A 26,986-nucleotide genomic window follows, 5' to 3' on the forward strand; every position below is an offset into this window, starting at 1 on the left:
GTGCCCGAGGGCGACAGCGTCTACCGCCTGCGGATGCGGCTCGACGCCGCCACGCGGGACCGCGTGGTCGTCGACGGTGAGCTGCGCTCCGGCAACGCGGCCGGCCGGTCGCTGGCGGGGGAGCGCATCGTCGGCTACGACACGCACGGCAAGCACCTGCTCACCCGGTTCTCGGGGGGATCCACGCTGCACACGCACCTGCGCATGCAGGGCAGCTGGACCGTCACCCGTCCGGGACGGCGTCTGCCGGCGTCGGCGCGCGAGACGGCGCGCGTGCGGCTGCGCCTGGACGACGGGCAGGAGGTCTGGGGACTGGACCTGCCGGTCGTGGAGCTCGTCCCCACGGCGCGGGAGGACGACGTCGTGGGCCGGCTCGGTCCGGATCCCCTGCGGGACGACTGGGATGCCGCCGAGGCCGTGCGCCGCCTCCGTCGCGACCCCGCCCGCCCCGTCGTGGCGGCATTGCTCGACCAGACGCGGATCGCCGGGCTCGGCAACCTGTGGGTCAACGAGCTCGCGTTCCTCCGCGGCATCCATCCCTTCGCCCCGATCGGGCGGACGGACCTGGACGCTCTCGTGGCCCTCGCCGCTCGGTGCCTGCGCCTCTCGGCCACGGTGCCCGGGATGTACCAGGTCACGACGGGGGACCGCCGGAAGGGGGCCTCGCACTGGGTCGCCGGCAGGGCGGGGCGGCCGTGCCTGCGGTGCGGCACCCGGGTGCGGGTGCGCGACGAGGTCGCGAACGACCCCGAGCAGCGGCGGACGTGGTGGTGCCCGCGGTGCCAGCCCCTGCCCGACGGGGGCGATGTCGGAACCCCCGAGTAGAACGGACGTATGTCCGTCACCCGCGAGAAGCTGCTCCGCGTCACCCGCATCTACGCCGAGGACGCGGCGCTCGAGCTGGAGCGCGGACGGGAGATCGTGGCCCGCTGGCCGGAGGCCGAGATCGTCCCCGTGGCATCCCACTGGCAGATCCCCGAGGTGCACGGCGACGAGGCCAACGTCGCACGGTGGGTCCGCATCAAGACGGAGGCCCTGGTGGTCGGGGTCAAGAAGAGCGTCGTCACCCGCGTGAACGGTCGCTCGGCCGACTTCATCGCGCCGTCGCTGTCCAACGGGTGCGCCATGGCGTGCGCGTACTGCTACGTGCCGCGCCGCAAGGGCTACAGCAACCCCATCACGGTCTTCGCGAACGTCGACCAGATCAGTCGGCACCTCGCCCGTCACATCGCCGCGCGGGGCCCTAAGACCGAGCCGAACCAGTGCGACGACGAGGCCTGGGTGTACGACATCGGCGAGAACGGCGACTGCTCTGTAGACGCCCTCATCAGCGAGAACGTTCGCGACGTCTGCGAGCTGTTCCGGATGACGCCGACGGCCAAGGCGTCCTTCGCCACCAAGTTCGTCAATCGCGACCTGCTCGACTGGGACCCCGCGGGCCGCACGCGCATCCGCTTCTCCCTCATGCCGGCCGCCACGGCGCGGGTCACCGACCTGCGCACGTCGCCCATGGCCGAGCGGATCGCCGCCATCAACGACTTCGTGGACGCGGGCTACGAGGTGCACGTCAACTTCTCGCCGGTCATCCTGACGCCGACCTGGCTCGCGGACTGGCGCGAACTCTTCGAACAGCTGGATGCCGCCCTGCACCCCCGGGCGAAGGCCCAGCTCGCGTGCGAGGTGATCTTCCTCACGCACAACGAAGGCCTGCATGAGGTCAACCTCGGGTGGCATCCGACCGCCGAGCAGCTCCTGTGGACGCCCGCCGCGCAGGAGGAGAAGCGCTCGCAGAACGGCGCGACGAACGTGCGGTACCGTCACCCCCTCAAAGCGCAGAGCGTGGCGGCCCTCACCGATCTCATCGCGACCACGCTGCCGTATTGCCGGGTGCGCTACGCCTTCTGAGGCGCGCGGTCAGTCGATCTGACCGGTGGGGGAGTCCGCCTGGGTGGAGGCGTCGTCCGCGGCATCCTGAGCCGCCGCGCCCTCCTCGGGGGACTCCGATCCGGCACCGTGCGCGTCCGCGCCCGGCACGTCCTCGTCGTCCGGTCGACCCGTCGTGTCGTTCGTCGTCATGGCTCTGCCCTTCTTCCTCCGGCCTCACCCGGGCGCGGTCCCGAGGCACGGGATGCGGGCCGGATCGTCCGAGACCTGCACGGTTCCACACGTGGCGCCGGGTGTACACCCCCTGGCGCACCCCGGTGCCGCGGCTCAGAGAGGTGCGACGCCGTAGCGGACGCGGAACGCGGCGGCTGCCGCGTCCTCGAAGTCGTCGGCCTCGTCCCGGAGGTCCTCGCCGTTCATCCGCGCCTCACAGGTACGGCGCGAGAGCGCCGGCGGTCAGGGCGAAGGCCACGGCCGTGGAGCCCGCGGCGGTCGCGACGACGAGTGGGGTCCGCTCCAGACGACGACGGCGTGCGGAGTTCGCCGGGTGCATCGTCGTGCGGAGGGACGCCTTGGCGGCATCCAGGGTCTCGTAGCGTCCGACCGGGATGCCGTGGCTGTCGCGGGCGACGAACCCGCCCGCCACGGAGTCGACGCATCCGAAGTACTCGCCGCCGCGGTCGGCGACCCAGAAACCCGTGTCGACCTTCGCCCACAGCACGCGAGCGGTCGAGATCGGGGTGATCGTGGCCGATGTCGGGGAGGTCACGTCAAGCTGCCGTGGTGAGCGAGCGACGCAGCGGAGCGGCCGACGGGCGGCCCATGTCCTCGACCTCGGGGATCTGCGCGTCGAGGTCGACGACGAGGCCGGCGGAGGAGTTCGCCAGGTCGGCCATGTTCTTCAGCGTGGGGGCGTGCAACTTCTCGGCCTCGGCCGACTCGAAGACGAAACGGAGGGGGATCGAAGGCTGCAGCCACAGCGTGGTGCGACCGGCCTCGCCGTCGAGGTGACGCCACGACATCGTGAAGCTCTCGCCGCGGCGGAGCTTGGTCGCGGTGACGACCTTGAGGTGGGCGAGCAGACGGTCGGGAACGGCGATCGGCTCGGTGGTGGCGCCGTAGAACAGGTGGCCCATGGGATCTCCCTTCGTGAAGCGGTTGCTGTGATCCGAACATACTCGGTTAGTAACTAGTTTGTCTAACTATTTGTTTCGCGGTATGCTCCACGTACGAACGAACGGAAAGGGGAGTCACCATGACCGACATCGAGACGGCTCCTCGCGTCCCCGCCTCCGCGGAGACCACCCCGTCGTCGACCTACTGGTACGGCCAGGAGAGCGCCGACCGGCGCACCCGCAGCAAGGCCGTCCTCGAGGCGCTCCGCGTATACCGCGCAGCCGAGATGGCCATGCGCCGTCGCACCCGCGAGTCCATGTCGATGGGCGAGAACGAGCTCCTCGTGCTGCGCTACCTGCTCCGCGACCCGAGCCGCGGCGTGCGCCCGGGCGAGCTGACGCGCTATCTCGGCCTGTCCACCGCCTCCACGACCGCCATCCTCGACCGTCTCGAGCGCTCCGGTCACCTCACCCGCGTGGCCAACCCCGCCGACCGGCGCAGCATCTTCGTCCGCGCGACCGATCGCGCCCACGTCGAAGTCCGTCAAACCCTGGGGAACATGCACGATCGCATGCTGGCGGCCGTGATCGACATGAGCCCCGAGGAGTCGGGTGCCGTCGTGGCCTTCCTGCAGCGCATGAGCGAGGCCGTCGACGGCGTCGCGGTCGAGTCCGACGCGCACCCGTCATCGTGATCTACGTGCTCGTCGGCGGACCCCGCGACGGACAGCACGTGGACGACCTGCCCCGCGGATACCGCCTCTCCCTGGAGGAGCCGCCACCGGAGCGGTTCGCCGAGTTCGAGACCGTCCGGGCCGTGTGGCACGAACTGGATGCGGCCATGCTGCGCGGAGTCCAGCGCCGGGAGTGACCGCCGCGGCGCTCGACGCGCCCTCGCACGCGCCTGGCATCCGTCGCACCGTGGAGGTGGGCGCGCGTACCCCACCGGACCCGGAGGGTGCAACCCGCCCTCCCGGCCGTGGCCCGAGCCCCAGGCTGTGACCATGCGATGTGTGACCTACGCCGGAGAGACCGTGAAGACCACTGACGACGTCGCCGCGTCGCTCGTGGAGTTGACCGCCGCCGTGGCGAAGGAAGGCCAGGCGGAGGCCGTGAGCATCCCGATCGTGACCGAGGACGGCACGGTCGCGCAGGCGGAGCTCGTGATCGGCGTCGGCAACGACGTCCTGTCCGCGCCGGTGGACTGGACGGGCGAGGAGCCCGACTTCTCCCGGGCCGCCGCCGAGCTCACGCAGCATCGGCTCTTCCCCCGCACCCAGCTCCGTGCCGTCGAGCCGGACGAGCGCGACGGTGCCGACGAGTCGATCGACTGGGACTTCGACACGCCCACGCAGGCCTGACGGCGGGCGGGGGACCCCGCCCGACGGGCGGCATCCGGCCACGCCGGGTGGCGAGGGGTGAATACGCCGGGTGGCGGGGGTGAATAACCCCGCGGACGGATGCCACGGGCGTACAGCGGTCATGAGGATGGGGAGTCGTCTCCGAACCCGGGGGGACGATCCCGCACCCGAGTGGAGATCCCATGACCCCCACAGCCGTCGTGCCGACCGTACCCGCGACGCCCCCCGCCGCGGACGGTACGGATCCCGTCGTCACCGCGTCGCCGGCGGCCGCGTGGTGGCGACGAGTGCCGTGGGTGGCGGTCGTCCTCACGCTGACGGTCGTCGTCGTCAGCACCGTGATGCTCATGCGCGACACCCTGCCGTGGCGGAACGCCTACGACCTCCGGGCCGTCGGTCTCGCGCTGTTCACCGTCGATTCGTGGCGGCGGCTGCTGGTCGTCGCTTCCGTCGTCCTCCTCGTCACCGCGGCGGCGGAGCGGGCGATGGGCGCTCGCCGGGTGGTCCTGGCCTACCTCGGCGGAGGGCTGTTGACCTCGCTCGCGGGCTTGGCGCTCTCCACGGTCGAGCGGAGCGTCCTCGCGGTGCTTCCGCTCAACGACGAGCCGCTGTCGGGCGCCCCGCCCATCGCCGCGGCGATCGGCGTGGCCATGGCGGCCAGCTGCTTCGCCCGTCCGCTCTGGCGCCGTCGCGTGCGGCTCGCCTTCACCCTGCTCGCGGTGACCCTCTTCCTGTATTCGGGCACGGCCGACGACCTGTACACCCTCGTCTCGCTGCCGGTCGGCCTGCTCATCGGGCGTCTGAGCGGCGGGCGGGGGGCGGGGCTGCGCGTCCTGCGGAGCTCGCACCACGAGACGCGGATCCTGCTCGCGGCCGTCACCGCGATCAGCGCGATCGGGCCGGTCATCGCGACCGTGTGGGGCGTCGGCTACGGGCTCATGACGGTCTACGGCTACCTCTCCTACGATCCCCTGACCTTCGTCGACGGACAGCCCTGCTCGGTGACCTCGTCGGTCGTGCCGTGCCCCGACGGCGAGGTCTACGCGGAGATGCAGCCCGACGCGGGGTGGATCGCGGCCCTGCCGATGCTGCTGCTGGTTGTCTGCGCCTGGGGCATTCTCCGCGGCCGGCGCGGGGCGCTCAGCATCGCGATCGTCGTCGAGCTGTGCGCCTTCGTCGGGCTGTCCCTGCAGTTCCTCGTCTTCAGCCCCGGCACGTGGGACGCCGTCTCCCAGATCCGCAGCCCCACGATCGGCACATCGGCCGTGCAGTACCTGATCGGACTCGGCGTGGCCGCCCTGACACCGCTCGCGGTGGCGCTCGTGCTCTTCCTGTCGCGGCGCGCGGTGCGCGTGGCGTCCGCGCCGGGGGCCCGCTCGGTCTTCGTCGGGACGGTCGTCGGCGGGGGCCTCCTCATCCTCGTCGTGACGCTGCTGTCGATGCTCGTCGTCAGCGATCAGTTCCGTCCGTGGGCGAGCGTGCGCGACATCGTCGCGTCCTTGCCGCTGCGCCTCCTGCCCCCGTCGCTCCTGCCCTATGACTCGGCGACGTTCGTCCCCGTGAGCGGGTGGGCGCAGGCGACGTGGTATCTGCCGTCGGTCCTGTTCTGGATCCTGTGCATCGTGGCATCCATCCGCCTGGTGACCAGCGGCGGCACCGTCGCGCACTCGGGGGACCGCGCCCGCGCGCGCGAGGTCCTGGAGCGGGGCGGCGGCGGATCGCTCGCGTTCATGACGACGTGGTCCGGCAACGCGTACTGGTTCGCGCCCGGTCTCGACGCCGCCATCGCCTACCGCGTCCACGGCCGGATCGCCGTCTCCCTCGGCGGGGCCTTCGGCGCGGACCGCTCCCACCCGGGCGTCGGACGCGGCTTCGTCGACTACTGCGGCGAGCACGGCTGGACCCCGGTCTTCTACAGCGTCGACGACGTCGAGCGTGCGGCGCTGTCGGACCTCGGCTGGCGTGAGACGCAGGTCGCCGAGGAGGCGCTGCTGGACCCGCGCACGTGGACGCCCGCGGGCAAGAAGCGGCAGGACGTCCGCACCGCGACGAACCGTGCGCAGCGGGAGGGCGTGGTAGCGCAGTGGACGAGCTGGAGCGCCCTGTCGTTCGTGGACCGCGCGCACGTGCGCGAGATCTCCGAGGCGTGGGTCGCCGACAAGACCATTCCCGAGATGGAGTTCACGCTCGGCGGAGTCGACGAGCTCCTCGACCCCGCCGTCCGTCTCATGCTCGCGCGCGACGCGGACGGACGCATCATCGCGGTCACGAGCTGGCTGCCCGTCTTCTCCGCGGACGGCGTCACCGGCTACACGCTCGACGTGATGCGCCGGCGCGACGACGCGATGAACGGCGTCATGGAGTTCGTCATCGGCGCGGTCGTGGAGCAGGCGAAGGAGGAGGGGTGCGTGACGCTGAGCCTGTCCGGCTCGCCCCTCGCGTTCCATCGCAGCGAACACGACGCGGACCGGGATGCCGTCGAGCGTCTGCTCGAGACGCTGAGCACGCTCCTCGAGCCGGCGTACGGGTTCCGTTCCCTGGCGAACTTCAAGAAGAAGTTCCAGCCGGAGCACGCCGCGGTCTGGATGCTGTACCCCGACGCCGCGCAGCTGCCGGCCATCGGCATCGCGCTCGTGCGGTGCTACGTCCCGGGACTCACGCTGGGGCGGGCCGCCCGCCTCGGCATCGGACTGCGGGCGTCCTCCCGGGCGACGCGGGCCTGAGCGTCCCCGTCTCCCCCGACCGGGGGAGGAAATGGTCCGCACGGAGGATGTGCCACCGCGGCGCGCGGGCGAGCATGGAGTCATCGCCCGTCCACGCCGACCCGCGGAGGCCCGATGAACCTCGCCGATACCCCCACCGCCTCCGTCGCGGAGGTGCGGGCATGAGCCGACTCGGACCGAGGGATGCCACCTCCCCTCTCGAGCGGGAGCGCTCGGCATCCATCCGTCTCGCCGCCGAGCGGCTGGCCGCCTTCGTGGGCAGCACGGCGGACGGCGTCGAGGCCGCGGCACGGGCGGCCGAGGCGGCGCTGCGGGGCGCGGTGTCGTCCGGAGCGGGAGTGGAGCGCGTGTCGGCCGAGCTGGAGCTGAGCCCGCGCGCGCTCCGGGCGATCGTCGACGGGTCGGTGCGTCTGCGCTCGTTGCATCCGGACGCACGCCTGCGGCCGAGCTGACCGGCGGCACGCGCCGCGACACGACCGTCGGAGAGTACGCTCTCGACATGGCCCCCCTGGCATCCCGGCGATCATGAGCTCCGGATCGCGCTTCGAGTGGGGCGGCATCGGACCCGGCCGTGCCGACTACGTGAGCGCTCCCGAAGCGCTGGCGATGCTGGACGTGCTCGTCGTCGCGCACGCGGACCTCGAGGTCGAGACCGGCGTCTCGGCCGGGAGTGCCTGGGCGCGGCTCGCGCGCGGCGAACGGTGGGCGAGGGTGTCGACGCCGGGATCGCGATGGTTCAGCGTCGACGTCGACACGCGGCATCGCGTGCAGCTGGTCGACGAGGCCTCGTCGAAGGACGAGAGCGCCCGCCTGCTCGCGGTTTACGTCGAGATCGCCGCCGCCTACGTGCGCAGCGACGAGCGTCCCCGCCGGTCCGGACTCCTCGGCGGCTCCACGCTCGCGGTCGTGGTGGACGGGCGCGAGGTCCTGCTGACGCAGTCCTGGACGGACCGGCTGCGCGGCGTGCTCGGGCGCTGACCTGTCGCGAATGCCCGCCGTGGGCGGTATGCGGCGTGCATGTGCGCCATGTCACCGCCGTGGCATCCCGGTTCCCCCATGGCGCTGACCTGTCGCGAATGCCCGCCGTGGGCGGCGTGCGGCGTGCATGTGCGCCATGTCACCGCCGTGGCATCCCTTGCGCGGTGACGGGCGGGGGTCAAGCGGTTGGGGAGGGGCGGGGCGGCGCGACAGGATGGTGCTCCGCTTCGACGAAGGGACACCCCATGAGCGACCCCCAGGACAGCGCGCCCGCCGAGGACGCCGACACCCTCGCCGACGACCCGACGGTCGCCCCGAGCCAGGAAACCGACCCCGACGAGGGGGCCAAGGCCCCGGCGAAGGACGACCCGAACGCCGACCACCAGGCCAGCGGCATCGGGGTCATCGGCGACGAGTGACCGGCCGCCGTCCTGCGGAGTCGTGAGGCGACACGCCGCGTCGCGGCGCAGCCCACCGGCGTGGCGGACCCGGACTCCGCAGGACGGCACCGCGCGGCGGACGCCGGCCCGGACCCTGCTCGACGGCACCGGCGACGGACGCCGGACAGACGAGAGGGGCCCCTCCGAACGGAGGGGCCCCTTCGTGTGCGGGCCGAGGGGGCCCGCCCGGTGTCAGCCGCAGCTGCGCGCCGTGTACGCCGGCTTGAGCTCCGTGCTCCCGCCGTTCGCCGTCGCCGTGACGGTCGCCGTGCCCGCCGCGACCGAGGACTGACGCACGGTGAAGCTCTGCGTCGTCGTCTTCCCGGGCGCGAGGGACGCGACGGTCTTGGACCCGAAGGCGGTGGCGATCGTCACCGACACCGGGACGTCGTCGCGGTTGACGGCGCTGACCACGAGGGTCACCTTGCCCGCCACGCAGCGGGTGCTCGCCGTCGACGTGATCTCCGGGCCGGCCGCCGGCACCGTCTGCGGAGCCACGCTCTCCAGCGTCGGCACGATCTTCTGCATGAGGCCGTCCGCGCCGAAGGTGACCCGGTCGATGGTGGTCTCACGGTTGGTGCCGTTGCCGTTCGGCATCGCGAACCGGTGGTAGGCGATGTACCAGTCGTCCGTGCCGGGCACGTTGATGATCGAGCTGTGCGCCGGTCCCTTGATACCGAGGGCGAGGTCCTTCTCGAGGATCACGCCACGGTAGGTCCACGGACCGTTCATGCTGGTCGCGGTGGCGTAGCCGACCCGATAGTTCTCGGACCCCGTGTCGTCGATCGCGTACGTCAGGTGGTAGAGCCCCTTCCGGTAGTTGAAGAACACGCCCTCACGGAAGTCCGTCAGTCCGTTGATCCGCTGGTACGTCCCCGGCTTGATCGAGAGCATGTCGTCCGACAGCTCCGCCAGGACCGGTGAGCCGTTGCCCCAGCCGAGGTACCACTTGTCCGTCACCGGGTCGTGGAACGCGGCGGGGTCGATGGCCTGGCCCGACGTGACGGCCTCGTTGTTGAGGATCATCGCGGTGGGCTGGGCCACGAACGGACCCTCGGGGGAGTCAGCCACCGCGACGCCGATCGTCTTGCGGTCGTACGTCGGGTTGTGCCCGCTGAAGTAGAAGTAGTACTTCCCGCCCCGCTCGATGATCGTCGGCGCCCACGCGTTGCCGGTCGCCCACGGGACGTTGCCGTTGGCGCCGTCGAGCGTGAGGAACGGTGCGGCCGAGCGCGTCCAGTCGGTGAGGTTCTTCGACTTCCAGACGTAGAACTCCTTGCCGCCCCAGCCGGGGAAGCCGTCGGTCGTCGCGTAGATGTAGTACGTGTCGCCGAACACCGCGATGTTCGGGTCGGCGTACAGCCCCGGCAGCACCGGGCTGTTGACGACGCGGGCCTCGATCTTCCACGTCGCCTTCTCGCCCGAGGGCGTGGTGATCGTGTAGGTGACGGGGGTGCGCAGGTCGACCGTCGTCCCCGACGCGGGCGACACGGTCGCCCCCGACACGGTGGTGAAGGTCGGGGCGAGCCGGGACACGTCCGTGCCCTTCACGACGGGGAGGATGACGGTGCGCGCGTCGCCGTTCACGATCGGCGCGAGCTTGAGCTTCTCGGGATGCGTGAGCGACACGTCGAGCAGCTGGTCCTCGACGCCCGCGTTCTCGAGGATCTCGGTCGAGGACAGCGCGCGGTTGTAGACGCGCACGTTATCGAACCATCCCTGGAAGGCGCGGTCGGCGCCGTAGAAGGACCGGCCGAGGTAGCCGGCGAGGTTCGAGCCGAGCTCGCTGACCGAGGCGTTGAGCGCGGTGTTCTCGTCCACCTTGACGCCGTCGATGTACATCCGCAGCGTCTTGCCGTCGTAGACGAGGTCGTAGCGGTGCCACTGCCCGGCCGAGATGGAGCCGGTGACGTCCGACTCGCCCTGCCAGGTCGACTTCGTGATGGCCGTCCGGGCGTCGCCGCCGCGCACCCGGAGGAACGAGTAGCGGTCCTGGTTCTGACCGAACGCGAAGGTGAAGAAGTTGCCGTCGTTCAGCTCGGACTTGACGTCCATCGACACCGTCATGGTGTCGCGGCCGTCGAAGAACCCGGCCGGGAACGAGGCGAACCCGTTCGCCGCACCCGTCAGGCGCAGGGCCGACCCCTGGTCGGCGTCGGTCGCGACCGCCGCCGTGCCGGACGCGGTGAGGTCGGCGTCCCCGACGGTGTCCGCGAGGGAGCCGTTCTCGAAGGTGTACTCCGCGATCGGGCCCTGCGCGGGCTCCTCCGGCTCGGTCGGCTCGACCGGCGCGTCACCGTATGCGGCCAGCAGGCGCTGCTCCTCGGCCTTCGACAGGCGCAGGACGGACCCGTGCCGGAACGACTGGTCGAACGAGAACTGGTCGGCGCCGCTGCCGCTGCTCAGCTGACGGAACTTCAGGCTCGAGAGCGTGTCGGCGATGTGTCCGTAGTAGTTGAACTCGTCGCCCATGACCGACCAGCGACCGTCGGGCAGCTGATAGACGGTCAGGCCCTCCATGCGCGCCCGCATCCCGGCGGCGGCCGCCTGGCCGGGGCCGATCTTCTGCGTCCACGGGCCGTCCAGCGACGGTGCCGTGTCGACGACGGTGTCCCAGTCGGAGGTGGAGAAGCGGTAGTAGGTGTCGCCCTCCTTGGCGATCGTCGAGTCGATGATGCTGCGTCCGCCCTGACCGTCGCCCTTCGGGTTGAGGGTCGTCCAGATCTCCGGCTCGGTGAAGGAGACGAAGTCCCGGGTCTTGGTCAGGTACATCCGTAGGGCCCAGTCCTCGGTCCCGTTGTCGCGCTGGTCGCGGGCCGCCCAGTAGACGTAGTACTCGCCGGTGGCCTCGTTGTAGATCGCCTCGGGCGCCCACACGCAGCCGGCCTTGTCGAACCCGGCGAAGACGATGCGCTGGTCGCTCCAGTTCACCAGGTCGGTGGACTCCCAGACGACGATGTTCTGGCTGGCGTTCAGCTGGTTCCAGCCGGAGCCGCCGGGGCCGCCGCCTTCGGCGTGCAGGTCGGTGCCGATGATCCAGTACTTGTCGCCCTCGGGGGAGCGGACGAGGTGCGGGTCGCGCACGCCGAGGTCGCCGCCGAGGTTGGCGAGGATGGGCTTGTTGTCGTTCAGCTTCTCCCAGTGCAGTCCGTCGGTGCTGTGGCCGAGGAAGATCTTCTCGTAGCCGCCCTCGGTGGCGAAGTGGGTCCACAGGTATCCGGCCGAGTAGTCCTTGTCGAGGCCCGCCGGGGCGGCCTTGACGGTGACCTGGATCTGCCGGGTGAGGGAGGTTCCGGATGCCGCTGCGGTGAGCGTCACCGTGGTGTCGGCGGCCTGCCGGGTGACGACGCCGGCCGCCTTTCCGCCCTGGGCGGTCGTCGTGATGACGCCGGCGGGGGAGGCGGTCCAGGTGAGCGCGGTACCGTTCACGGCGCCCTTCGCGGGCAGGGTGATGTTGCCGCGGATGTCTCCGGCGTTGGCGATCGAGATCTTGTCGAGATCGGCGCGGGCGAGGTCGTCCCGGCCGGGCATCGGGGCGACGGTGACCGCGAAGGTGCGCGTCTGCGTCGCCGAGCCCCGCGTGAGCGTCGCCGTGAGCGTCGCGGTGGCGGGCTGCTGTCCGGCGGCGGGGCGGGTGACCTTGCCGGTCGCGCTGACGGCGCCGGCGTTGCTGGTGGCCCAGGTGACGGCCGATCCGTTGACGCCCGTCGCGGGGAGGGTGAGGTCCGCCGTCACGGCGCTGAGGTCGCCCAGCGACAGCGCCGCCGCGTCGCGCTGCAGGCGGGTCGCGTCGGTGGGTACGAGCGCGGCGACGTCGGCGGCGGAGAGCGCCGTGTTGTAGATGCGGAAGTCGCGGAGGCTGCCGGACAGACGGCGGTCGGCGTCGTACACGGAACGACCGAGGTAGTTCGCCGTCGTCGTGCCGCCACCGATCGCGCCGGGCGTGATCGTGACGTTCGTGGCCTGGCCCACCTGGACGCCGTCGAGGTAGACGCGCGCCGTGTCGGTCGCGTCGTCGAGCGTGTAGGTGATGGTCTTCCACACGTCGCGCTGCAGGTCGGCGTTGCTGTTGACCGTCTGCTCGGTGGTCCAGTTGCCGGTGGCGATGGCGGTCTTGAACGGGTTGCCCGTGGAGAACAGGTAGCCGTTGCCGGCGCCGCCGGAGGTGTTGCCGAGGCCGTAGATGAAGTACGGGGTGCCTTGGCCGGCCCGGACGAGGACGTCGGTGCTGACCGTCACCGAGTTCAGCCCGGAGAGGAGGTTGTCGGGGAGGTCGACGTAGTCGTCCGTCCCGTCGAGCCGCACGCCCTCCGCGCCGGTGAGCGAGGCGCCCCCGACGTAGGTGGCGTTGCGGCCCTTGCCCGACGCGTCGACGGCGGTCGTGCCGCTCGTCTCGGTCAGGGGGTAGTGCGCGACCAGTCGGTCGTCCGCGGCCGCGGCGGGCTGCGTGGCGACGAGCGCGCCGGTCAGCGCGAGAGCCAATGTCGTGACGCTCGCAAGCGTCCGACGGGGAAGGGTCTGCTTCATTGCGGTCCTTTCGCGCGGCCCTCGTCGGCCGCCGAATCCTGTGACCCGGTGATGTTATCGCTCACAAAGCGTGGTCACAAGAGCCCGCGGTCAGCCGCGGGGAGGGAGCGCTCCCACGCTCCGCGATCGCCGGATCGCCCGCGTCAACGGCGGAACGGCCGCGCTCTCAGCTGTTCACTGAGTTCGCGGCCGTTCGACGTGGTGCCCCCGACAGGAATCGAACCTGCGACCTTTGGTACCGGAAACCAACGCTCTATCCCCTGAGCTACGGAGGCGGACCGGTCAAGGTTAGCACCGCGCACCCCACCGCCCCGACGCCGACGCCGACGCCGACGTCCCCGCCCCTTCCGCGCTGACTTGTCGCAGATGTACGCGAGGGATGCCGCTGCGCGGGCATATGCGACAAGTCACGGCCCGCGCGGCTCGGCGCGGCGCGGGATGGGGTCAGTCCTCGTCGGTGATCGCGCCGGTCGGCTCGGCATCCTCGACGAAATGCTGCCCGCCGAGCTCGTCGGCGATCGCGCGGCCCTGGTCCACGGCCTCGTCCTTGCTCGAGAAGCTGGCCGAGTACTCGGGGCGCCCCTCCACGGAGTTCTCTCACTGGCCGCGGTTCGAACGGGTGGTCACGTCGTTCTTGCTCATGGCATCCATGCAACCGTCCGGGGCCGGACGACGCACCGCGGTTGACACGGTCTTGTCAAGGCTGACAGCGTCACCCGTCCCGACTGGGATGCTTGTGAGACCTTCGAAAGGGGTTTTGTCATGAGCATCGGAGCCGGCATCGCGCTGTTCGTCATCGGCGCTGTCCTCGCCTTCGCGGTCAACCTGCCCAATGAGTACGTCGACCTCAGCACCATCGGCTACATCATGATGGGTGCGGGAGCGATCGTGTTCGTGATCGGCCTCGTCCTGCTGGTCCGTCGTCGTCAGACCGACACCGTGACCCGCACCGAGGGCGTCGGCGGCGCACAGGTGACCCGCTCGAGCACCCGATCGTCCAACGACGACGTCATCTGACCCCGAGGATCCGCCGGGGCTCGGCCCCTGAGGAGCACGCTATGACCGAACCGGCGACCTCGTCGGGCGAGCGCACTGCGCCGAACCTGACCCCGCAGACCGACCGTCAGGACGACTCGCAGGCGACCCAGGCCTTCCGGCCGGGCGTCGACGACCTGTTCGACGGGCGGTACCGCCTGGGCCGGCTCCTCGGTCGCGGCGGCTACGCGAGCGTGTACGAGGCGGTCGACACGTCGCTCGGTCGGACGCTGGCCCTCAAGGTCATCTCGGGGGAGAGCGCCGACCCGTCCGACGTCGCGCGCGTCCGCTCGGAGATCCGGCTGCTCGCCTCGCTCTCGCATCCGTCGCTGGTCACGCTGTACGACGCGCGTCTCGACGCCGAGCCGGCGTACCTGGCGATGGAGCTCATCGCCGGTCCCACCCTGACCGACCTCATCGCGAAGGGCCCGCGCACCGGACCCGAGACGGCGCGCGTCGGACGCGAGATCGCGGAGGCGTTCGCGGTCATCCACTCGCGGGGCATCGTCCACCGCGACGTGAAGCCGTCGAACATCCTGCTGCGTCCCGCCGCGCACACGGGGACCACCCCGCGGGCGACCCTCGCCGACTTCGGCATCGCCTCCCTCGTGGGCGCCACCCGCATGACGGGTACGAACACCGTCATCGGCACCGCCGCGTACCTCAGCCCGGAGCAGGTCCGCGGGATGCCGCCGGCACCGGCCACCGACATCTACGCCCTCGGCCTCGTGCTCATCGAGGCGCTCACCGGTCGGCGCCCCTTCGCGGGCAGCACGGCGAACGAGTCGCTCGCCGCGCGTCTGGTGACGCCGCCGCCGATCCCCGAGGGGGTGCCTGCGCCGTGGCGGGAGATCCTCGAGGCCATGACCGCGGTCGACCCGGCGGAGAGGCCGGATGCCGCGAGCGTCATCGTCGCGCTCCGCACGCTCGGCAACGTCTCGGTGCCCGCCGCCGCGGGGGCGACCGCCGCCGCGACCACGCGGCTCCCGACCACGACGGCCCCCACGCGGGTGTTCGACGCCCCGCCGCGGCCGCCCGCACCGACTGCCGGCCGTCGTTCCCGTCGCACGCCGATCCTCGTGGCATCCCTCGTCGCCCTCCTCCTCGCGGGGGGAGGGGTCGCCGTTGCGGCCTCGATGGGCGGAGACCCGGCCGCGCCGGAGCCCGATCTGCCGGGCCTGCCGCAACCGCTGGACCAGCACGTGGACGATCTGTGGCGAGAGGTGGGGGAGTGATGCGCCGTCGGTTGATGCTCGCGTCCGTCGTCGTGGCGGCGACACTCGGTTTCGCGGGCTGCACACCCCCCGCAGCGGAGCCCACCGCGTGGCAGGGCAGCGTCGAGACCGTCGCCGACCAGGCCGCGGCGGGCGACTACGCCGGGGCGCTCGCCTCGCTGGACGCTCTGGAGGCCGAGGTGGTCGCCCGTCGTGACGCGGGGGAGATCCCCGCGGACGAGGCCGAGCGGATCCTCGCGGCCATCGCGGCCGTGCGAGCCGACCTCACCTCCCTCGTGCCCGCCCCGTCCCCGACGCCGGAGTCGACGCCGACCGAGGAGCAGACGCAGGAGCCGGTTCAGACCCAGGAGCCGGCCCCGCAGACGCCGGCCACCGAGACGGATGACGGCGGCGACGACTCCACCCCCGAGGAGGAGGAGAAGGAGCCGAAGGAGGACAAGTCGAAGGACGACACGTCCGAGGACGGGAACACGGGACCCGGCAACAACAACGGCAACAACAACGGCAACGGCAACGGCAGTTCCAGCAGTCCCGGCGGGCAGAAGAAGGGCGCGACGACCCCCGGCGGTATCGAAGGCACCGCGTCGACGACCCCCGGCGGCGCCACTCCCGGCGGGCCGGGACGCGGCTGACACGGCCGGTTCCCGACGGCCTTGCGGCCTGCGCGCCGCGGGGGGCCGCGAGCGTGCGAGGATTGCCCGGTGCCGCGCCGAGTGACCGCCGAACTCGACCTCGATCTGGGGGCGTCCGTCGACCTCATCCTGCAGATCACCGCCGCCCGCGGCGTGCCCCTTGCCCACGAGGAGCTGCGGATCGTCCAGGGCGATCGCGAGGTAATCCCGCACGAGATCGTGGATGCCGCCGGCAGTCGCCTCCACCGCCTCACCGGCACCGCCGGGCCGCTCACGATCCGGTACGAGGCCGTCGCCGACGGGAACGCCACGCCTCCCGCGTCGACCGACCTGGACCTCATCTCCTACCTGCGCCCGAGCCGGTACGCCCAGTCAGACGCCGTCTTCGGACAGGCGCGGCGGCAGTTCGGCGGACTCGCGGGCGTCGAGCTCCTCGCCGCGATCTCGGAGTTCGTGGCATCCACCGTCACCTACTCGCCCGGGATGAGCCTGGGGACCGACTCCGCCGTGGAGACGCTGTCGAGCGGCCAGGGCGTGTGCCGCGACTACGCGCACCTCGTCATCGCACTGTTGCGCGCGATGGACGTGCCCGCCCGCTACGCCGCGTGCTTCGCGCCGGGGCTGGTGCCGATGGACTTCCACGCCGTCGCGGAGGCGTACGTCGAGGGGGACTGGTACGTGGTGGATGCCACCCGCCTGTCCGACCGTCGGCAGCTGGTCCGCATCGCGACGGGCCGTGACGCCGCGGACTGCGCCTTCCTCAGCTATCACGGCGGCTACGTCGGCCTGGAGCGGATGACCGTGGATGCCGTGTCCGACGGCCCGGCGGGGGAGCCGGACGACCACGTGTCGCTGGTACGCATCGCCTGAGCCGGTGCGAGGCCGGCCGGGCCGCACGCCTGCAGGGCCGGACCGCGCGTCTGCAGGACGGCCGAGCGGCCGGGGCCGCGCGTCTGCAGGGTCAGACCGCGCGTCTGCAGGACGGCCGGCCCCGCGGCCGCCTCATCCGTCGCACGCGTGCACGTGCGCCCCACCGGTCCTGCAGACGCGCGCGCCACCGGAGCCCCAGCGGCTCCGCCCGACGGAGCGCGCGCCCTAGAATCGGAGGGTTATGGATCCCGCAGCCCTCTCCGCCGCCCTGCTCGCCGTCATCGCCCCGCTCGCCGAGGCCCGACGAGAGGGCTCGTCCGAGGGGCTGACCGCGGCGGACCTGCCGCTCGAGCGGCCGAAGAACCGCGACCACGGCGACTGGGCCTCCAATGCGGCGCTCAAGCTGTCGAAGGTCGTCGGGGCGAACCCGCGCGAGTTCGCCGCCGAGGTCGCCGAACGGCTGCAGGAGGTGGACGGCATCGCCTCCGTCGAGGTGGCCGGCCCGGGCTTCATCAACATCCGTCTCGACGCGGCCGCCGCCGGCGCCCTCGCCAAGACGATCGTCGACCAGGGCGCGGCCTTCGGGACGAACGACTCCCGCGCGGACGAGATCATCAACCTCGAGTTCGTCAGCGCCAACCCCACCGGCCCCATCCACCTCGGCGGCACCCGCTGGGCGGCCGCGGGCGACGCGCTGGCCCGCATCCTCTCCTCGCAGGGTGCGCAGGTCACGCGGGAGTACTACTTCAACGACCACGGCGCGCAGATCGACCGCTTCGCGCGCAGCCTCGTCGCCGCGCACCAGGGCGACCCGACGCCGGAGGACGGCTACGGCGGCGCCTACATCGGCGACATCGCGCGTCGCGTCGCCGAGGCCTACGGCGGCGACATCGACGCCCTCGATCCGGCCGCGAAGCAGGAGGCCTTCCGCGAGCTGGGCGTGAACGTCATGTTCGGCGAGATCAAGCAGTCGCTGCACGAGTTCGGCGTCGACTTCGACGTGTACTTCCACGAGAACGACCTGCACGACTCCGGCGCGGTCGACCGCGCGGTCGCGCGGCTGCGCGAGCTCGGCCACATCTTCGAGGCCGACGGCGCGACCTGGCTCCGCTCCACCGACTTCGGCGACGACAAGGACCGCGTCGTCATCAAGTCCGACGGGCAGCCGGCCTACATCTCGGGCGACCTGGCCTACTACCTCGACAAGCGCGAGCGCGGCTTCAACCGCTGCATCATCATGCTCGGCGCCGACCACCACGGCTACGTCCAGCGCCTCATGGCGATGTGCGCCGCCTTCGGCGACGAGCCGTACGTCAACCTGCAGGTGCTCATCGGGCAGATGGTCAACCTCGTCCGAGACGGCCAGCCGATGCGCATGTCCAAGCGCGCCGGGACCGTCGTGACCCTGGAGGACCTCGTCGAGATCGTCGGCGTGGATGCCGCGCGCTACGCGCTCACGCGCAGCTCGGCGGACTCCAACCTCGACATCGACCTGGACGTGCTCCAGAAGCGGACGAACGACAACCCCGTCTTCTATGTGCAGTACGCCCACGCCCGCACCCACAACGTCGCGCGGAACGCCGCGGCATCCGGAGTCGACCGGTCGGAGTTCGCGCCCGAGCTCCTCGCCCACGAGACCGAGTCGGCGCTGCTCGGCGCCCTGCAGGAGTTCCCCCGCATCGTGTCGTACGCGGCGGAGGTGCGCGAGCCGCACCGCGTCGCGCGCTACCTCGAGGAGCTGGCCGGCCTGTACCACCGCTGGTACGACAACTGCCGCGTCATCCCGCTCGGCGACGCCCCCGTCGAGTCCGTGCACCGCACCCGCCTGTGGCTGAACGACGCGACCGGACAGGTGCTGCGCAACGGTCTGACGCTGCTGGGCGTCAGCGCTCCGGAACGGATGTAAGAAATGACGGATGCCGCCCGCCCCCGCCGCACGGGACGGTGGATCGCCGTCGTGGTGGTCGTCGTCGTGCTGCTGGCCGGTCTGGCGGTGGCCGCCGAGTTCATCGCCCGCTCGATCGTGACCGGGACGGTGCGGACGCTCGTGGTGCAGCAGATCGGCCTGCCCGACGACCAGCAGGTCGACGTCGACGTGCCGGGGATCGTGCTGCCGCAGGTCATCGCCGGTCGGCTGGACGACGTCGCCGTCTCCTCGGACGACGTGGCCCTCGGCCCGCTGACGGGCGACGTGCGGGTCCGGCTCGAGGGTGTGCCGATCAGCGGCGACGCCGCGGCCGCGGGTGGAGAGGCGTCCGTCCGTCTCGACGAGGCGCAGCTGCGCGCGCTCCTCGCGGGGATCGACGGGCTGCCGGCCGACGCCGTGAGCATCGCCGCGCCGAACCTGCAGTTCGCCACCGAGGTGACGGTGCTCGGGCTTGCGATCCCCATCGGAGTCGAGCTCACCCCCGGGGCGGCGGAGGGGGACCTCACGTTGACCCCGATCTCGTTCCAGCTCGCCGGCAACGACATCGACGCGGACACTCTGCGCGGCCAGCTCGGCGGCCTGGCCGACGGACTCGTCGCCACCCGCAGCCTCTGCATCGCCGATCAGCTCCCCGCCGGACTCACGCTCACTTCCGTGACCGTCCAGGGCAGCGACGTCGTCGCCGGGCTCGCGATCGACGGCGGCATCATCGTCGACCCGGCGCTGCAGCAGAACGGCACCTGCGGCTGACACCCCGCCGCCGCGGCCCGTCCGCGGTCATGGTCGGCTGACGGCCGCTCACCGTCGGGAAGCCTCCCGCGGTCTTCACCCCGCCGCCCGGAGTCCCGTGGGTGCCGGATGCGCGAGACGACCGACCTATGGTCACCACTTCGTGCTCGGCGACCCCGTCGAGCGCACATGCGAAACGGAGGCCGAAACATGACCCTTCTCCCGACCCGTCGAACCGTTCTCAGGGCCGCCGCCTGGGCCGTCCCCGCGGTGACCACCGTGGCGAGCGCCCCGGCCGCGGCCGCCACCCTCGCCCGGGGGTGGACCGTGACGATGTCGCGGTCCTGGCTCTACCCGGACGAGGTCGCGACCGTGTGGGTCACGAGCTCGGATGGCGCCGGCCGCCCTCGCCGCGGCGAACCGCTGACCCTGTCGCTGGGGGACCGCAACCAGGGGGAGATCGGCCAGCCGTCGGGGGTGACCGACAGCGAGGGACGGTACCGCACCACGATGCGCGTCCGGAGCGGCGCGGCCGCCGCCTCCGGCACCCTGAACGTCAGCTCGGCGTCCGGCGGCGCGGTCACGGCCTTCGAGATCCGCGAGCCCGCCGTCGTGGTGCACGACGACACGGGTGCCTCGACCCGGGTGATCGCGCTGCCCCACGGCAGCCAGAGCGAGACGAGCGGCCTCGAGAACCGGGCCTTCTCGCACAGCGACCCCCAGCCCACCGGGCGTCACGTCCGCTCCGGCGAGACCCTGGAGGTCGTCGTCGACTCCGACGCCCCCGACACGCTGTCGCTCGCCATCGGAACGCGCGGGCCCTGGCGCGACTTCAACGGCTCCACGGAACAGGACCTCTCGATCGTCCCGCTGAAGAAGGGCCGGCAGAGCATCACCGCCCCGCAGGACGGGATCGTCTTCGTGACGAACTCGTCGACCGAGACGGCCGGCGGCATGACGATCTCCGGGGGAAGACCGCACCCGGTCTGGGTGAAGGACCGGACGAAGACGGAGGAGTTCGCCGGTCAGCTCACGAGATGGTCGACGGCGCCGGTGGTGGAGCTGGTCGGCGACCGCGCCCTCGTCGACGTGCAACGGCGGGTCATCGACGACATGGCGGCCACGTCCACCGCGTGGGACCCCGCGGACGTCGTGATGCGGCTCGACCGGATCGTGGCCTACACGAGCGACGTCTACGGACTGTCCCGCGCCGCCGTGGGCATCGCCCGCAAGCGTCCCGGACGGGTGGACTTCTCCGGTCCCGACACGGGCGTCGGCTGGGCGTTCGCCACCGAGCAGTGGCTGAGCTTCCATGTCGACACCGGGGCGACGAAGGACCTGCTCGTCACTCCCGACGGGTGGGGCACGTGGCACGAGGTCGGGCACACCTTCCAGACCCCGGACTACACATGGAGCGGGCTGACGGAGGTCACGGTCAACATCTCGTCGCTCGCCCTGCAGCAGCGTCTGACCGGGAAGCACCGCCTCGACGAGGATCAGGACTCGAAGGACCGGATCCGTCGCTACTTCGAGCAGCCCGTCGGCGACCGCGACCACGCCAAGCTCACCGAGGAGAGCGCGTTCTACGGCCTGTTCCTGTTCGATCAGCTGCGACAGTCCTTCGGGGAGGGGTTCTACCCGGCGGTGAGCCAGGCGTATCGCGTGCGGAGGATCCGCGGCCAGGCCAGGCCGTCATCGGACCAGGAGAAGCGCGACCTCTTCGCTCAGGTCGCCTCGCAGGTCGCCGACCGCGACCTCAGCCCGTTCTTCGCCGAATGGGGTGTGCCCCTCTCGGCATCCGTCAAGAAGTCCCTCGCCTCCTACCCGGCGCTGCAGAACAAGATCTGGACCGCCATCGACTCGCGCGACGCGCACCGGGAGCGAGAGGTGGGCTACGACCTCCCCGTCGGATCGCTGTCGAGCAAGACGGGCTCGCTGAACCTCGGCGAACGCGACGGGGCCTCGGGCGTGGTGAGCGGCGCGTCGACGCTGGGCGGGTCGTCGAGCACGGTGGTGGCCCAGCAGTCGTCGGCCCCCGAGGTGAGCCCGACGGCGGGACGACTCCTGGCCGTGCTCGAGGCGCCCGACGGCACGCAGGAGGTGCTCTGGCACGACCGGGTCCCGGTGACCGCCACGTCCGCGCTGCAGTTCCACGGCCTGAGCGACGTCGTCGGCGGGTGGCTCGGCATCAGCCGCGACGGCTCGCGCCTCGTCGCCACCTCCACCGGCGAGGTGCTGCACGAGTACTTCACGGGCAAGCCATACTACAAGATCACGGTCCAGGATGCCGACGGCACCGAGCTGCGAACGGTGACCGTGAACGGCGACGACACGCACGACAAGGTCGTCACCGCCCTCGACGGGACGGCGGTCGGCGACGGGTACCGGCTCGTCGTGGAGGCGCAGGAGCCGAGCCGGGTCCGGGTGTGGCAGAACAGCGAGCGCTCCGGCACGCTCTCCTCCACCCCGCAGACCCTGGTGGTCCGCAACGGGCGCTTCGAGGTCTGACGCGCCGGTCCGCGGCGGGCAGACGCGGGACGGGGACGGCATACGTCGTGCCCTAGACTGCAAGGACTGCCCGCCGCGTGACGCCCCGCGGGGGTGGGTGCCGTGATCCGCGGCCGTCGCGTCGCCGCAAAACCGATTGGTCCCTCCGTGTCCGCCTCGCACTCCGCGCCCGTGCCCGCGTGGCTCCTCGCCCCGGCCGAGGCCAACGAGCTCGTCGCCCCCGTGTGGCCCGCGTCCGCGCATCGCGTCGACGACGGCTCCGTCGAGATCGGCGGGGTCTCCGTCCTCGACCTGCGCGACCGCTTCGGCACCCCGCTCTACGTGCTCGACGAGGACGAGGTGCGCGCGCACGCGCGACGCGCCCGGGAGGCCTTCTCGTCCGCGGCCGCCCGCCACGGCGTGTCGGCGCGCGTGTACTACGCCGGCAAGGCCTTCCTCTCGACCGAGGTCGTCCGCTGGGTCGCCGACGAGGGCCTGGCCGTCGACGTGTGCACCCGGGGAGAGCTCGAGGTGGCGCTCGCCGCCGGGGCCGACCCGGCCCGCCTCGGGTTCCACGGCAACAACAAGCGGGTCGACGAGCTCGAGCGGGCCGTCGAGGTCGGCATCGGCACGATCATCGTCGACAGCGCCATCGAGATCGAGCGTCTCGCCGCCATCTCCGACCGTCGCGGCGCCGTCCAGTCGGTGCTCGTCCGCGTCCGCACCGGCGTGCACGCCGAGACGCACGAGTTCCTCGCCACCGCCCACGAGGACCAGAAGTTCGGCTTCCCGCTCGCCGGTGCGGCCGCGGCCGTCGCGCGCATCCGGGAGCTGCCGAGCCTGCGCTTCGTCGGACTGCATGCCCACATCGGCTCGCAGATCTTCGACGTCGCCGGCTTCCGCGAGTCCGCCGCCCGCCTGGTCGACCTGCACGCGGAGCTGCTCGCCGGGGGAGATATCCCGCTGCTGAACGTGGGCGGCGGCTTCGGCATCTCGTACACCTCCGTCGACGCGCCGCGGCCGATCGAGGAGATCGCCGACGGTATCGTCGACGCGGTCGCCGACGAGTGCGCCGTCCGCGGCATCCCGATGCCCGACATCGCCTGCGAGCCCGGGCGCGTGATCGTCGGCCAGGCCGGGGTGACCCTCTATGAGGTCGGCACGGTCAAGACGGTGCCGGTCGGCGACGACCTCGACCGCGCCTACGTGAGCGTCGACGGGGGAATGAGCGACAACGCCCGCACGGCGCTCTACGGCGCGCACTACTCGGCCCGCATCGTCTCGCGCACGAGCGACGCGACGCCCGCGCTGTCCCGCGTCGTCGGCCATCACTGCGAGTCCGGCGACATCGTCGTCGACGCCGAGTACCTGCCCGGCGACGTCACGCCCGGCGACCTGCTCGGCGTCCCGGCCACCGGCGCCTACTGCTTCTCGCTCGCGAGCAACTACAACTACACCCCCCGCCCGCCGGTGGTCGCCGTGCGCGACGGCCGCGCCCGCGTGATCGTCCGCGGTGAGACCGTCGACGACCTGCTCGCGCGGGATGTCGGGGTCGCGGCATCCGACTCCCGCGACGCCACCGCGTCGCCTGCCTTCCGCGGCCTCGCCGCTTCGACGTACGGAGACACCGAATGACCGACTACCGCACGCTCCGGGTCGCCCTGCTGGGCGCCGGCGCCGTGGGCTCGCAGGTCGCCGACCTGCTCCTCAAGCACGGCGACGAGCTCGCCGACCGCGCCGGAGCCACGCTCGAGCTGTCCGGGATCGCCGTCCGCAACCTCGACGGCAAGCGCGACGTCGACCTGCCGCGCGAGCTGTTCACCACCGACGCCGAGACGCTCATCGTCGGCTCGGACATCGTCATCGAGCTGATGGGCGGCATCGAGCCGGCCCGCACGCAGGTGCTGCAGGCGATCAACTCCGGCGCCGACGTCGTCACCGCCAACAAGGCGCTGCTGGCCACGCACGGCACCGAGATCTTTGACGCCGCCGACCAGGTCGGCGCGCAGGTGTACTACGAGGCCGCGGCGGCCGGCGCCATCCCCATCATCCGTCCGCTGCGCGACTCGCTCGCCGGCGACCGGGTCGTGCGCATCATGGGCATCGTCAACGGCACGACGAACTACATCCTCGACCGCATGGACACCGAGGGCGCGGACTTCGCCGACGTGCTCGCGCAGGCGCAGCACCTGGGGTATGCCGAGGCCGACCCCACCGCCGACGTCGAGGGCTACGACGCCGCCCAGAAGGCCGCCATCCTCGCGAGTCTGGCGTTCCACACGACCGTGCCGCTCGAGGCGGTCCACCGCGAGGGGATCACCTCGGTGGATGCTGCGATGATCGAGTCCGCGCGGCACGCCGGCTACGTCATCAAGCTGCTCGCCGTGTGCGAGCGCCTCTCCGCCGCCGACGGCGAGGAGGGCGAGTCCATCTCGGTGCGCGTCTACCCCGCGCTCGTCGACCGCGCCCACCCGCTCGCCAGCGTCCACGGCGCGAACAACGCCGTCTTCGTCCAGGCCGAGGCTGCGGGCGACCTCATGTTCTACGGCGCCGGCGCCGGTGGCGTCCAGACCGCCTCGGCGGTCCTCGGCGACGTCGTCTCGGCCGCCCGTCGCCACATCGCCGGCGGTGTCGGCGTGGGGGAGTCCACCCGCGCCAACCTGCCCACCGTGCCGATCGGCCGCGTCATCACGCGTTACCAGATCACGCTCGAGGTCGACGACAAGCCGGGCGTGCTCGCCACGGTCGCCGGCATCCTCAGCGACGGCCGCGTCTCGATCGCGACGGTCGAGCAGACCGTCATCGAGCCGACCGCGGACGCGACGGGCGCATCGGCGCGCCTCGTCATCGGAACGCACACAGCCCGCGAGCAGGACCTGAGCGAGACCGTCGAGCGTCTCGCCGCAAGCGGCGTCGTCGAGCGCGTGGTCTCCGTACTGCGCGTGGAAGGGAACTGACATGGCACACGTCTGGCGCGGAGTCCTCCGCGAATACGCCGACCGTCTGGGCGTCACCGACGCCTCCACCGTCGTCACGCTGGGCGAGGGCGGCACGCCGCTCATTCCGGCGCCGTCGCTGTCGCGCCGCACCGGCGCGGACGTCTGGGTGAAGTTCGAGGGGATGAACCCGACCGGCTCCTTCAAGGACCGCGGCATGACCGTCGCGCTGTCCCGCGCGGTCGAGCACGGCGCGAAGGCCGTCATCTGCGCCTCGACCGGCAACACCTCCGCGTCGGCCGCGGCCTACGCCGCGCACGCCGGCATCACCGCCGCCGTGCTCGTGCCCGAGGGCAAGATCGCGATGGGCAAGCTGAGCCAGGCCGTCGCCCACAACGGCCGTCTCATCCAGATCCGCGGCAACTTCGACGACTGCCTCGAGATCGCGCGCGAGCTCGCCGACCACTACCCGGTGCACCTCGTCAACTCGGTCAACCCCGACCGCATCGAGGGTCAGAAGACCGCCGCCTACGAGATCGTCGAGGTCCTGGGCGATGCCCCCGACTTCCACTTCATCCCGGTCGGCAACGCCGGCAACTACACCGCCTACTCCCGCGGCTACCGCGAGGAGGCCGCCCGCGGCGCCGCCCGCACGGTTCCCCGCATGTTCGGGTTCCAGGCCGCCGGCTCGGCCCCGCTCGTGCGCGGCGAGGTCGTGAAGAACCCCGAGACCATCGCCAGCGCCATCCGCATCGGCAACCCGGCCTCGTGGGACCTGGCGCTGGAGGCCCGGGATGCCACCGACGGCTGGTTCGGGGCGATCGACGACGAGCGCATCCTCGCGGCGCAGAAGATCCTCGCGGGCGAGGTCGGCGTCTTCGTCGAGCCCGCCTCCGCGATCAGCGTCGCCGGTCTGCTGGACCGTGCCGAGGCCGGGGTCATCCCCGCCGGCGCCAAGGTCGTCCTCACCGTCACCGGTCACGGCCTGAAGGACCCCCAGTGGGCCCTGCGCCAGAGCGACGGCACCGACGTGCAGCCCACGGTCGTGGACGCCACGACGTCGGAGGTCGCCTCCGTGCTCGACCTGCAGCCGGTGACCGCGTGACCGCAGCCCTCGGGCGCCGGGTCGCCGTCCGCGTCCCGGCCACGAGCGCGAACCTCGGGCCCGGCTTCGACACCCTCGGTCTCGCGCTCAGCGTGTACGACGAGCTCGAGGTCGAGGCACTCGAGGCGGGTCGCCTCGAGATCGAGGTCGCCGGCGAGGGCACGGCGGACGTCCCGCGCGACGCCTCCCACCTCGTCGTGCGGGCCATCGCCCACACGTACGCGGCGGTGGGCCGTGAGATGCCGGGCCTACGGCTCTCGGCGACCAACGTCATCCCGCACGGCCGGGGGATGGGGTCGTCCGGCGCCGCCGTGGTCGCCGGCATCCTCGCCACGAAAGGCCTGCTCGCGGACGAGGTGGAGCTGACCGACACCGACCTGCTGCGCCTGGCGACCGAGATGGAGGGGCACCCCGACAACGTGGCGCCGGGCCTCTTCGGCGGCCTGACCATCGCGTGGATGGATGCCGCCGGCCCCCAGCACAAGCAGCTGATCGTGCACCGCGGCGTCTCCCCGCTCGTGCTCGTGCCGAGCTTCACGATGTCCACGGCCGTCGCCCGGAGCCTGCAGCCGCTGCAGGTGCCGCGCGAGGATGCGGTGTTCAACGTCTCGCGCTCGGCGCTGCTGATCGCGGCGATGACGCAGAGCCCCGAGCTGCTCATGGCGGCGACCGAGGACAAGCTGCATCAGAACTACCGCGCGCAGGCGATGCCCGAGACGGACCGGCTGGTCCGGGCGCTGCGGGCCGAGGGCTACGCGGCGGTCGTCTCCGGTGCGGGGCCGAGCGTGCTGGTGCTCGCCGACGGACCGGGCCAGCGCCTGGCCGCGGCGGATCTTACGGCATCCCTCGTCGACACCCCGTGGGAGGCGCTCATGCTGGCCGTCGACGTCAAGGGTGGTACAGTGAGGACCGCAGAGGGTTCCGCGTAAAGACGCGAATCTGAGCCTCTGCACCCCGCGAAATCCGCAACAAATCGCGAACCCGGCGTCGGCTGCAGTCTTC

The 26,986-nt window shown here is 71.9% G+C and carries 25 protein-coding genes and 1 tRNA gene; 20 read left to right on the forward strand and 6 right to left on the reverse strand.

All coding sequences use genetic code 11. The annotated features are described in order from the left end of the window. Window positions 1–825 carry a DNA-formamidopyrimidine glycosylase family protein gene (locus tag MRBLMI1_RS08810; RefSeq protein WP_367730064.1) on the forward strand — a complete coding sequence of 275 codons (825 nt, stop codon included), beginning with the start codon at window positions 1–3 and terminating at the stop codon, window positions 823–825. Window positions 826–834: 9 nt separating this feature from the next. Then, complete coding sequence (locus MRBLMI1_RS08815) at window positions 835–1,905, forward strand: spore photoproduct lyase family protein (RefSeq protein WP_367730130.1); 1,071 nt, start codon at window positions 835–837, stop codon at window positions 1,903–1,905. Window positions 1,906–1,914: 9 nt separating this feature from the next. On the opposite strand, the gene MRBLMI1_RS08820 is transcribed toward MRBLMI1_RS08815, so the two are convergent. The 3 genes from MRBLMI1_RS08820 to MRBLMI1_RS08830 all read right to left on the reverse strand — a co-directional run bounded on the left by MRBLMI1_RS08820 (window position 1,915) and on the right by MRBLMI1_RS08830 (window position 3,020). Beyond that, on the reverse strand, window positions 1,915–2,076 hold the full coding sequence (locus tag MRBLMI1_RS08820; protein WP_367730132.1) for a hypothetical protein: 162 nt from the start codon (window positions 2,074–2,076) through the stop codon (window positions 1,915–1,917). A gap of 235 nt (window positions 2,077–2,311) precedes the next feature. Next, window positions 2,312–2,653, reverse strand: coding sequence for a hypothetical protein (locus tag MRBLMI1_RS08825; RefSeq protein ID WP_367730134.1), 342 nt, complete (start codon window positions 2,651–2,653; stop codon window positions 2,312–2,314). Window position 2,654: 1 nt separating this feature from the next. Beyond that, window positions 2,655–3,020: a hypothetical protein gene (locus tag MRBLMI1_RS08830; protein WP_367730136.1), complete on the reverse strand. Its 366-nt coding sequence runs from the start codon at window positions 3,018–3,020 to the stop codon at window positions 2,655–2,657. Between the two features lie 119 nt (window positions 3,021–3,139). Here MRBLMI1_RS08830 and MRBLMI1_RS08835 point away from each other — a divergent pair, with 119 nt between their 5' ends. The 7 genes from MRBLMI1_RS08835 to MRBLMI1_RS08865 all read left to right on the forward strand — a co-directional run bounded on the left by MRBLMI1_RS08835 (window position 3,140) and on the right by MRBLMI1_RS08865 (window position 8,480). Next, window positions 3,140–3,694: a MarR family winged helix-turn-helix transcriptional regulator gene (locus MRBLMI1_RS08835; RefSeq protein ID WP_367730206.1), complete on the forward strand. Its 555-nt coding sequence runs from the start codon at window positions 3,140–3,142 to the stop codon at window positions 3,692–3,694. Window positions 3,695–3,732: 38 nt separating this feature from the next. Next, window positions 3,733–3,870 (forward strand): hypothetical protein, encoded by a 138-nt coding sequence (locus MRBLMI1_RS08840; protein ID WP_367730211.1) that lies wholly within the window; start codon window positions 3,733–3,735, stop codon window positions 3,868–3,870. A 163-nt stretch (window positions 3,871–4,033) separates the two neighbouring features. Further along, a complete protein-coding gene (locus MRBLMI1_RS08845) occupies window positions 4,034–4,360 on the forward strand; it encodes a hypothetical protein (protein ID WP_367730213.1) in 327 nt (108 codons plus the stop codon). A 182-nt stretch (window positions 4,361–4,542) separates the two neighbouring features. Next, window positions 4,543–7,083, forward strand: coding sequence for a bifunctional lysylphosphatidylglycerol flippase/synthetase MprF (locus tag MRBLMI1_RS08850; RefSeq protein ID WP_367730215.1), 2,541 nt, complete (start codon window positions 4,543–4,545; stop codon window positions 7,081–7,083). Between the two features lie 161 nt (window positions 7,084–7,244). Beyond that, window positions 7,245–7,535 (forward strand): hypothetical protein, encoded by a 291-nt coding sequence (locus MRBLMI1_RS08855; protein WP_367730217.1) that lies wholly within the window; start codon window positions 7,245–7,247, stop codon window positions 7,533–7,535. 73 nt (window positions 7,536–7,608) lie between these two features. After that, window positions 7,609–8,061, forward strand: a complete 453-nt coding sequence (locus tag MRBLMI1_RS08860; RefSeq protein ID WP_367730219.1) for a hypothetical protein — start codon at window positions 7,609–7,611, stop codon at window positions 8,059–8,061. Window positions 8,062–8,306: 245 nt separating this feature from the next. Next, window positions 8,307–8,480: a hypothetical protein gene (locus MRBLMI1_RS08865; RefSeq protein WP_367730221.1), complete on the forward strand. Its 174-nt coding sequence runs from the start codon at window positions 8,307–8,309 to the stop codon at window positions 8,478–8,480. Window positions 8,481–8,693: 213 nt separating this feature from the next. On the opposite strand, the gene MRBLMI1_RS08870 is transcribed toward MRBLMI1_RS08865, so the two are convergent. The 3 genes from MRBLMI1_RS08870 to MRBLMI1_RS08880 all read right to left on the reverse strand — a co-directional run bounded on the left by MRBLMI1_RS08870 (window position 8,694) and on the right by MRBLMI1_RS08880 (window position 13,616). Then, the gene (locus MRBLMI1_RS08870; protein ID WP_367730223.1) at window positions 8,694–13,028 is read right to left on the reverse strand and encodes a family 43 glycosylhydrolase; all 4,335 of its coding nucleotides are present in this window, start codon (window positions 13,026–13,028) and stop codon (window positions 8,694–8,696) included. A 199-nt stretch (window positions 13,029–13,227) separates the two neighbouring features. Next, window positions 13,228–13,303, reverse strand: a tRNA-Arg gene (locus MRBLMI1_RS08875). Between the two features lie 169 nt (window positions 13,304–13,472). After that, window positions 13,473–13,616 carry a hypothetical protein gene (locus tag MRBLMI1_RS08880; protein ID WP_367730225.1) on the reverse strand — a complete coding sequence of 48 codons (144 nt, stop codon included), beginning with the start codon at window positions 13,614–13,616 and terminating at the stop codon, window positions 13,473–13,475. A gap of 174 nt (window positions 13,617–13,790) precedes the next feature. On the opposite strand from MRBLMI1_RS08880, the gene MRBLMI1_RS08885 reads away from it, so the two are divergent. The 11 genes from MRBLMI1_RS08885 (at window position 13,791) to thrB (ending at window position 26,913) form a co-directional block, all read left to right on the forward strand. Beyond that, window positions 13,791–14,045, forward strand: a complete 255-nt coding sequence (locus MRBLMI1_RS08885; protein ID WP_367730227.1) for a DUF6458 family protein — start codon at window positions 13,791–13,793, stop codon at window positions 14,043–14,045. A 41-nt stretch (window positions 14,046–14,086) separates the two neighbouring features. Continuing rightward, window positions 14,087–15,298 carry a serine/threonine-protein kinase gene (locus MRBLMI1_RS08890; protein ID WP_367730229.1) on the forward strand — a complete coding sequence of 404 codons (1,212 nt, stop codon included), beginning with the start codon at window positions 14,087–14,089 and terminating at the stop codon, window positions 15,296–15,298. Then, entirely contained in the window at window positions 15,295–15,930 is a 636-nt protein-coding gene (locus MRBLMI1_RS08895) for a hypothetical protein (protein WP_367730231.1), read from the forward strand. The genes MRBLMI1_RS08890 and MRBLMI1_RS08895 overlap by 4 nt, the downstream gene beginning before the upstream one ends. Window positions 15,931–15,999: 69 nt before the next feature. Further along, window positions 16,000–16,800 (forward strand): transglutaminase-like domain-containing protein, encoded by an 801-nt coding sequence (locus MRBLMI1_RS08900; protein ID WP_367730233.1) that lies wholly within the window; start codon window positions 16,000–16,002, stop codon window positions 16,798–16,800. 241 nt (window positions 16,801–17,041) lie between these two features. Next, window positions 17,042–18,706, forward strand: coding sequence for an arginine--tRNA ligase (gene argS / locus MRBLMI1_RS08905; protein WP_367730235.1), 1,665 nt, complete (start codon window positions 17,042–17,044; stop codon window positions 18,704–18,706). Window positions 18,707–18,709: 3 nt separating this feature from the next. Then, window positions 18,710–19,477, forward strand: a complete 768-nt coding sequence (locus tag MRBLMI1_RS08910; protein WP_367730237.1) for a DUF2993 domain-containing protein — start codon at window positions 18,710–18,712, stop codon at window positions 19,475–19,477. Window positions 19,478–19,666: 189 nt separating this feature from the next. Next, on the forward strand, window positions 19,667–21,964 hold the full coding sequence (locus MRBLMI1_RS08915) for a M60 family metallopeptidase (protein ID WP_367730239.1): 2,298 nt from the start codon (window positions 19,667–19,669) through the stop codon (window positions 21,962–21,964). Window positions 21,965–22,111: 147 nt separating this feature from the next. Continuing rightward, window positions 22,112–23,578: a diaminopimelate decarboxylase gene (gene lysA, locus MRBLMI1_RS08920; protein ID WP_367730241.1), complete on the forward strand. Its 1,467-nt coding sequence runs from the start codon at window positions 22,112–22,114 to the stop codon at window positions 23,576–23,578. Further along, on the forward strand, window positions 23,575–24,900 hold the full coding sequence (locus MRBLMI1_RS08925) for a homoserine dehydrogenase (protein ID WP_367730245.1): 1,326 nt from the start codon (window positions 23,575–23,577) through the stop codon (window positions 24,898–24,900). The genes lysA and MRBLMI1_RS08925 overlap by 4 nt, the downstream gene beginning before the upstream one ends. A 1-nt stretch (window position 24,901) precedes the next feature. Then, the gene (gene thrC, locus MRBLMI1_RS08930; RefSeq protein WP_367730247.1) at window positions 24,902–25,984 is read left to right on the forward strand and encodes a threonine synthase; all 1,083 of its coding nucleotides are present in this window, start codon (window positions 24,902–24,904) and stop codon (window positions 25,982–25,984) included. After that, complete coding sequence (thrB, locus tag MRBLMI1_RS08935) at window positions 25,981–26,913, forward strand: homoserine kinase (RefSeq protein ID WP_367730249.1); 933 nt, start codon at window positions 25,981–25,983, stop codon at window positions 26,911–26,913. The genes thrC and thrB overlap by 4 nt, the downstream gene beginning before the upstream one ends. Window positions 26,914–26,986: the final 73 nt, after the last annotated feature.

Source organism: Microbacterium sp. LMI1-1-1.1, from assembly GCF_040815675.1.
GTDB lineage: Bacteria > Actinomycetota > Actinomycetes > Actinomycetales > Microbacteriaceae > Microbacterium.

What these genes read in the sequence shown, in the direction of transcription:
- MRBLMI1_RS08915 (WP_367730239.1), top strand. Translation starts at nt 19,667, where the DNA reads ATGACCCTTCTCCCGACCCGTCGAACCGTTCTCAGGGCCGCCGCCTGG.
- MRBLMI1_RS08870 (WP_367730223.1), bottom strand. Translation starts at nt 13,028, where the DNA reads ATGAAGCAGACCCTTCCCCGTCGGACGCTTGCGAGCGTCACGACATTG.
- MRBLMI1_RS08910 (WP_367730237.1), top strand. Translation starts at nt 18,710, where the DNA reads ATGACGGATGCCGCCCGCCCCCGCCGCACGGGACGGTGGATCGCCGTC.
- MRBLMI1_RS08860 (WP_367730219.1), top strand. Translation starts at nt 7,609, where the DNA reads ATGAGCTCCGGATCGCGCTTCGAGTGGGGCGGCATCGGACCCGGCCGT.
- MRBLMI1_RS08855 (WP_367730217.1), top strand. Translation starts at nt 7,245, where the DNA reads ATGAGCCGACTCGGACCGAGGGATGCCACCTCCCCTCTCGAGCGGGAG.
- argS (WP_367730235.1), top strand. Translation starts at nt 17,042, where the DNA reads ATGGATCCCGCAGCCCTCTCCGCCGCCCTGCTCGCCGTCATCGCCCCG.
- MRBLMI1_RS08890 (WP_367730229.1), top strand. Translation starts at nt 14,087, where the DNA reads ATGACCGAACCGGCGACCTCGTCGGGCGAGCGCACTGCGCCGAACCTG.
- thrC (WP_367730247.1), top strand. Translation starts at nt 24,902, where the DNA reads ATGGCACACGTCTGGCGCGGAGTCCTCCGCGAATACGCCGACCGTCTG.
- MRBLMI1_RS08850 (WP_367730215.1), top strand. Translation starts at nt 4,543, where the DNA reads ATGACCCCCACAGCCGTCGTGCCGACCGTACCCGCGACGCCCCCCGCC.
- MRBLMI1_RS08815 (WP_367730130.1), top strand. Translation starts at nt 835, where the DNA reads ATGTCCGTCACCCGCGAGAAGCTGCTCCGCGTCACCCGCATCTACGCC.
- MRBLMI1_RS08820 (WP_367730132.1), bottom strand. Translation starts at nt 2,076, where the DNA reads ATGACGACGAACGACACGACGGGTCGACCGGACGACGAGGACGTGCCG.
- MRBLMI1_RS08835 (WP_367730206.1), top strand. Translation starts at nt 3,140, where the DNA reads ATGACCGACATCGAGACGGCTCCTCGCGTCCCCGCCTCCGCGGAGACC.
- MRBLMI1_RS08865 (WP_367730221.1), top strand. Translation starts at nt 8,307, where the DNA reads ATGAGCGACCCCCAGGACAGCGCGCCCGCCGAGGACGCCGACACCCTC.
- MRBLMI1_RS08885 (WP_367730227.1), top strand. Translation starts at nt 13,791, where the DNA reads ATGAGCATCGGAGCCGGCATCGCGCTGTTCGTCATCGGCGCTGTCCTC.
- MRBLMI1_RS08830 (WP_367730136.1), bottom strand. Translation starts at nt 3,020, where the DNA reads ATGGGCCACCTGTTCTACGGCGCCACCACCGAGCCGATCGCCGTTCCC.
- MRBLMI1_RS08925 (WP_367730245.1), top strand. Translation starts at nt 23,575, where the DNA reads ATGACCGACTACCGCACGCTCCGGGTCGCCCTGCTGGGCGCCGGCGCC.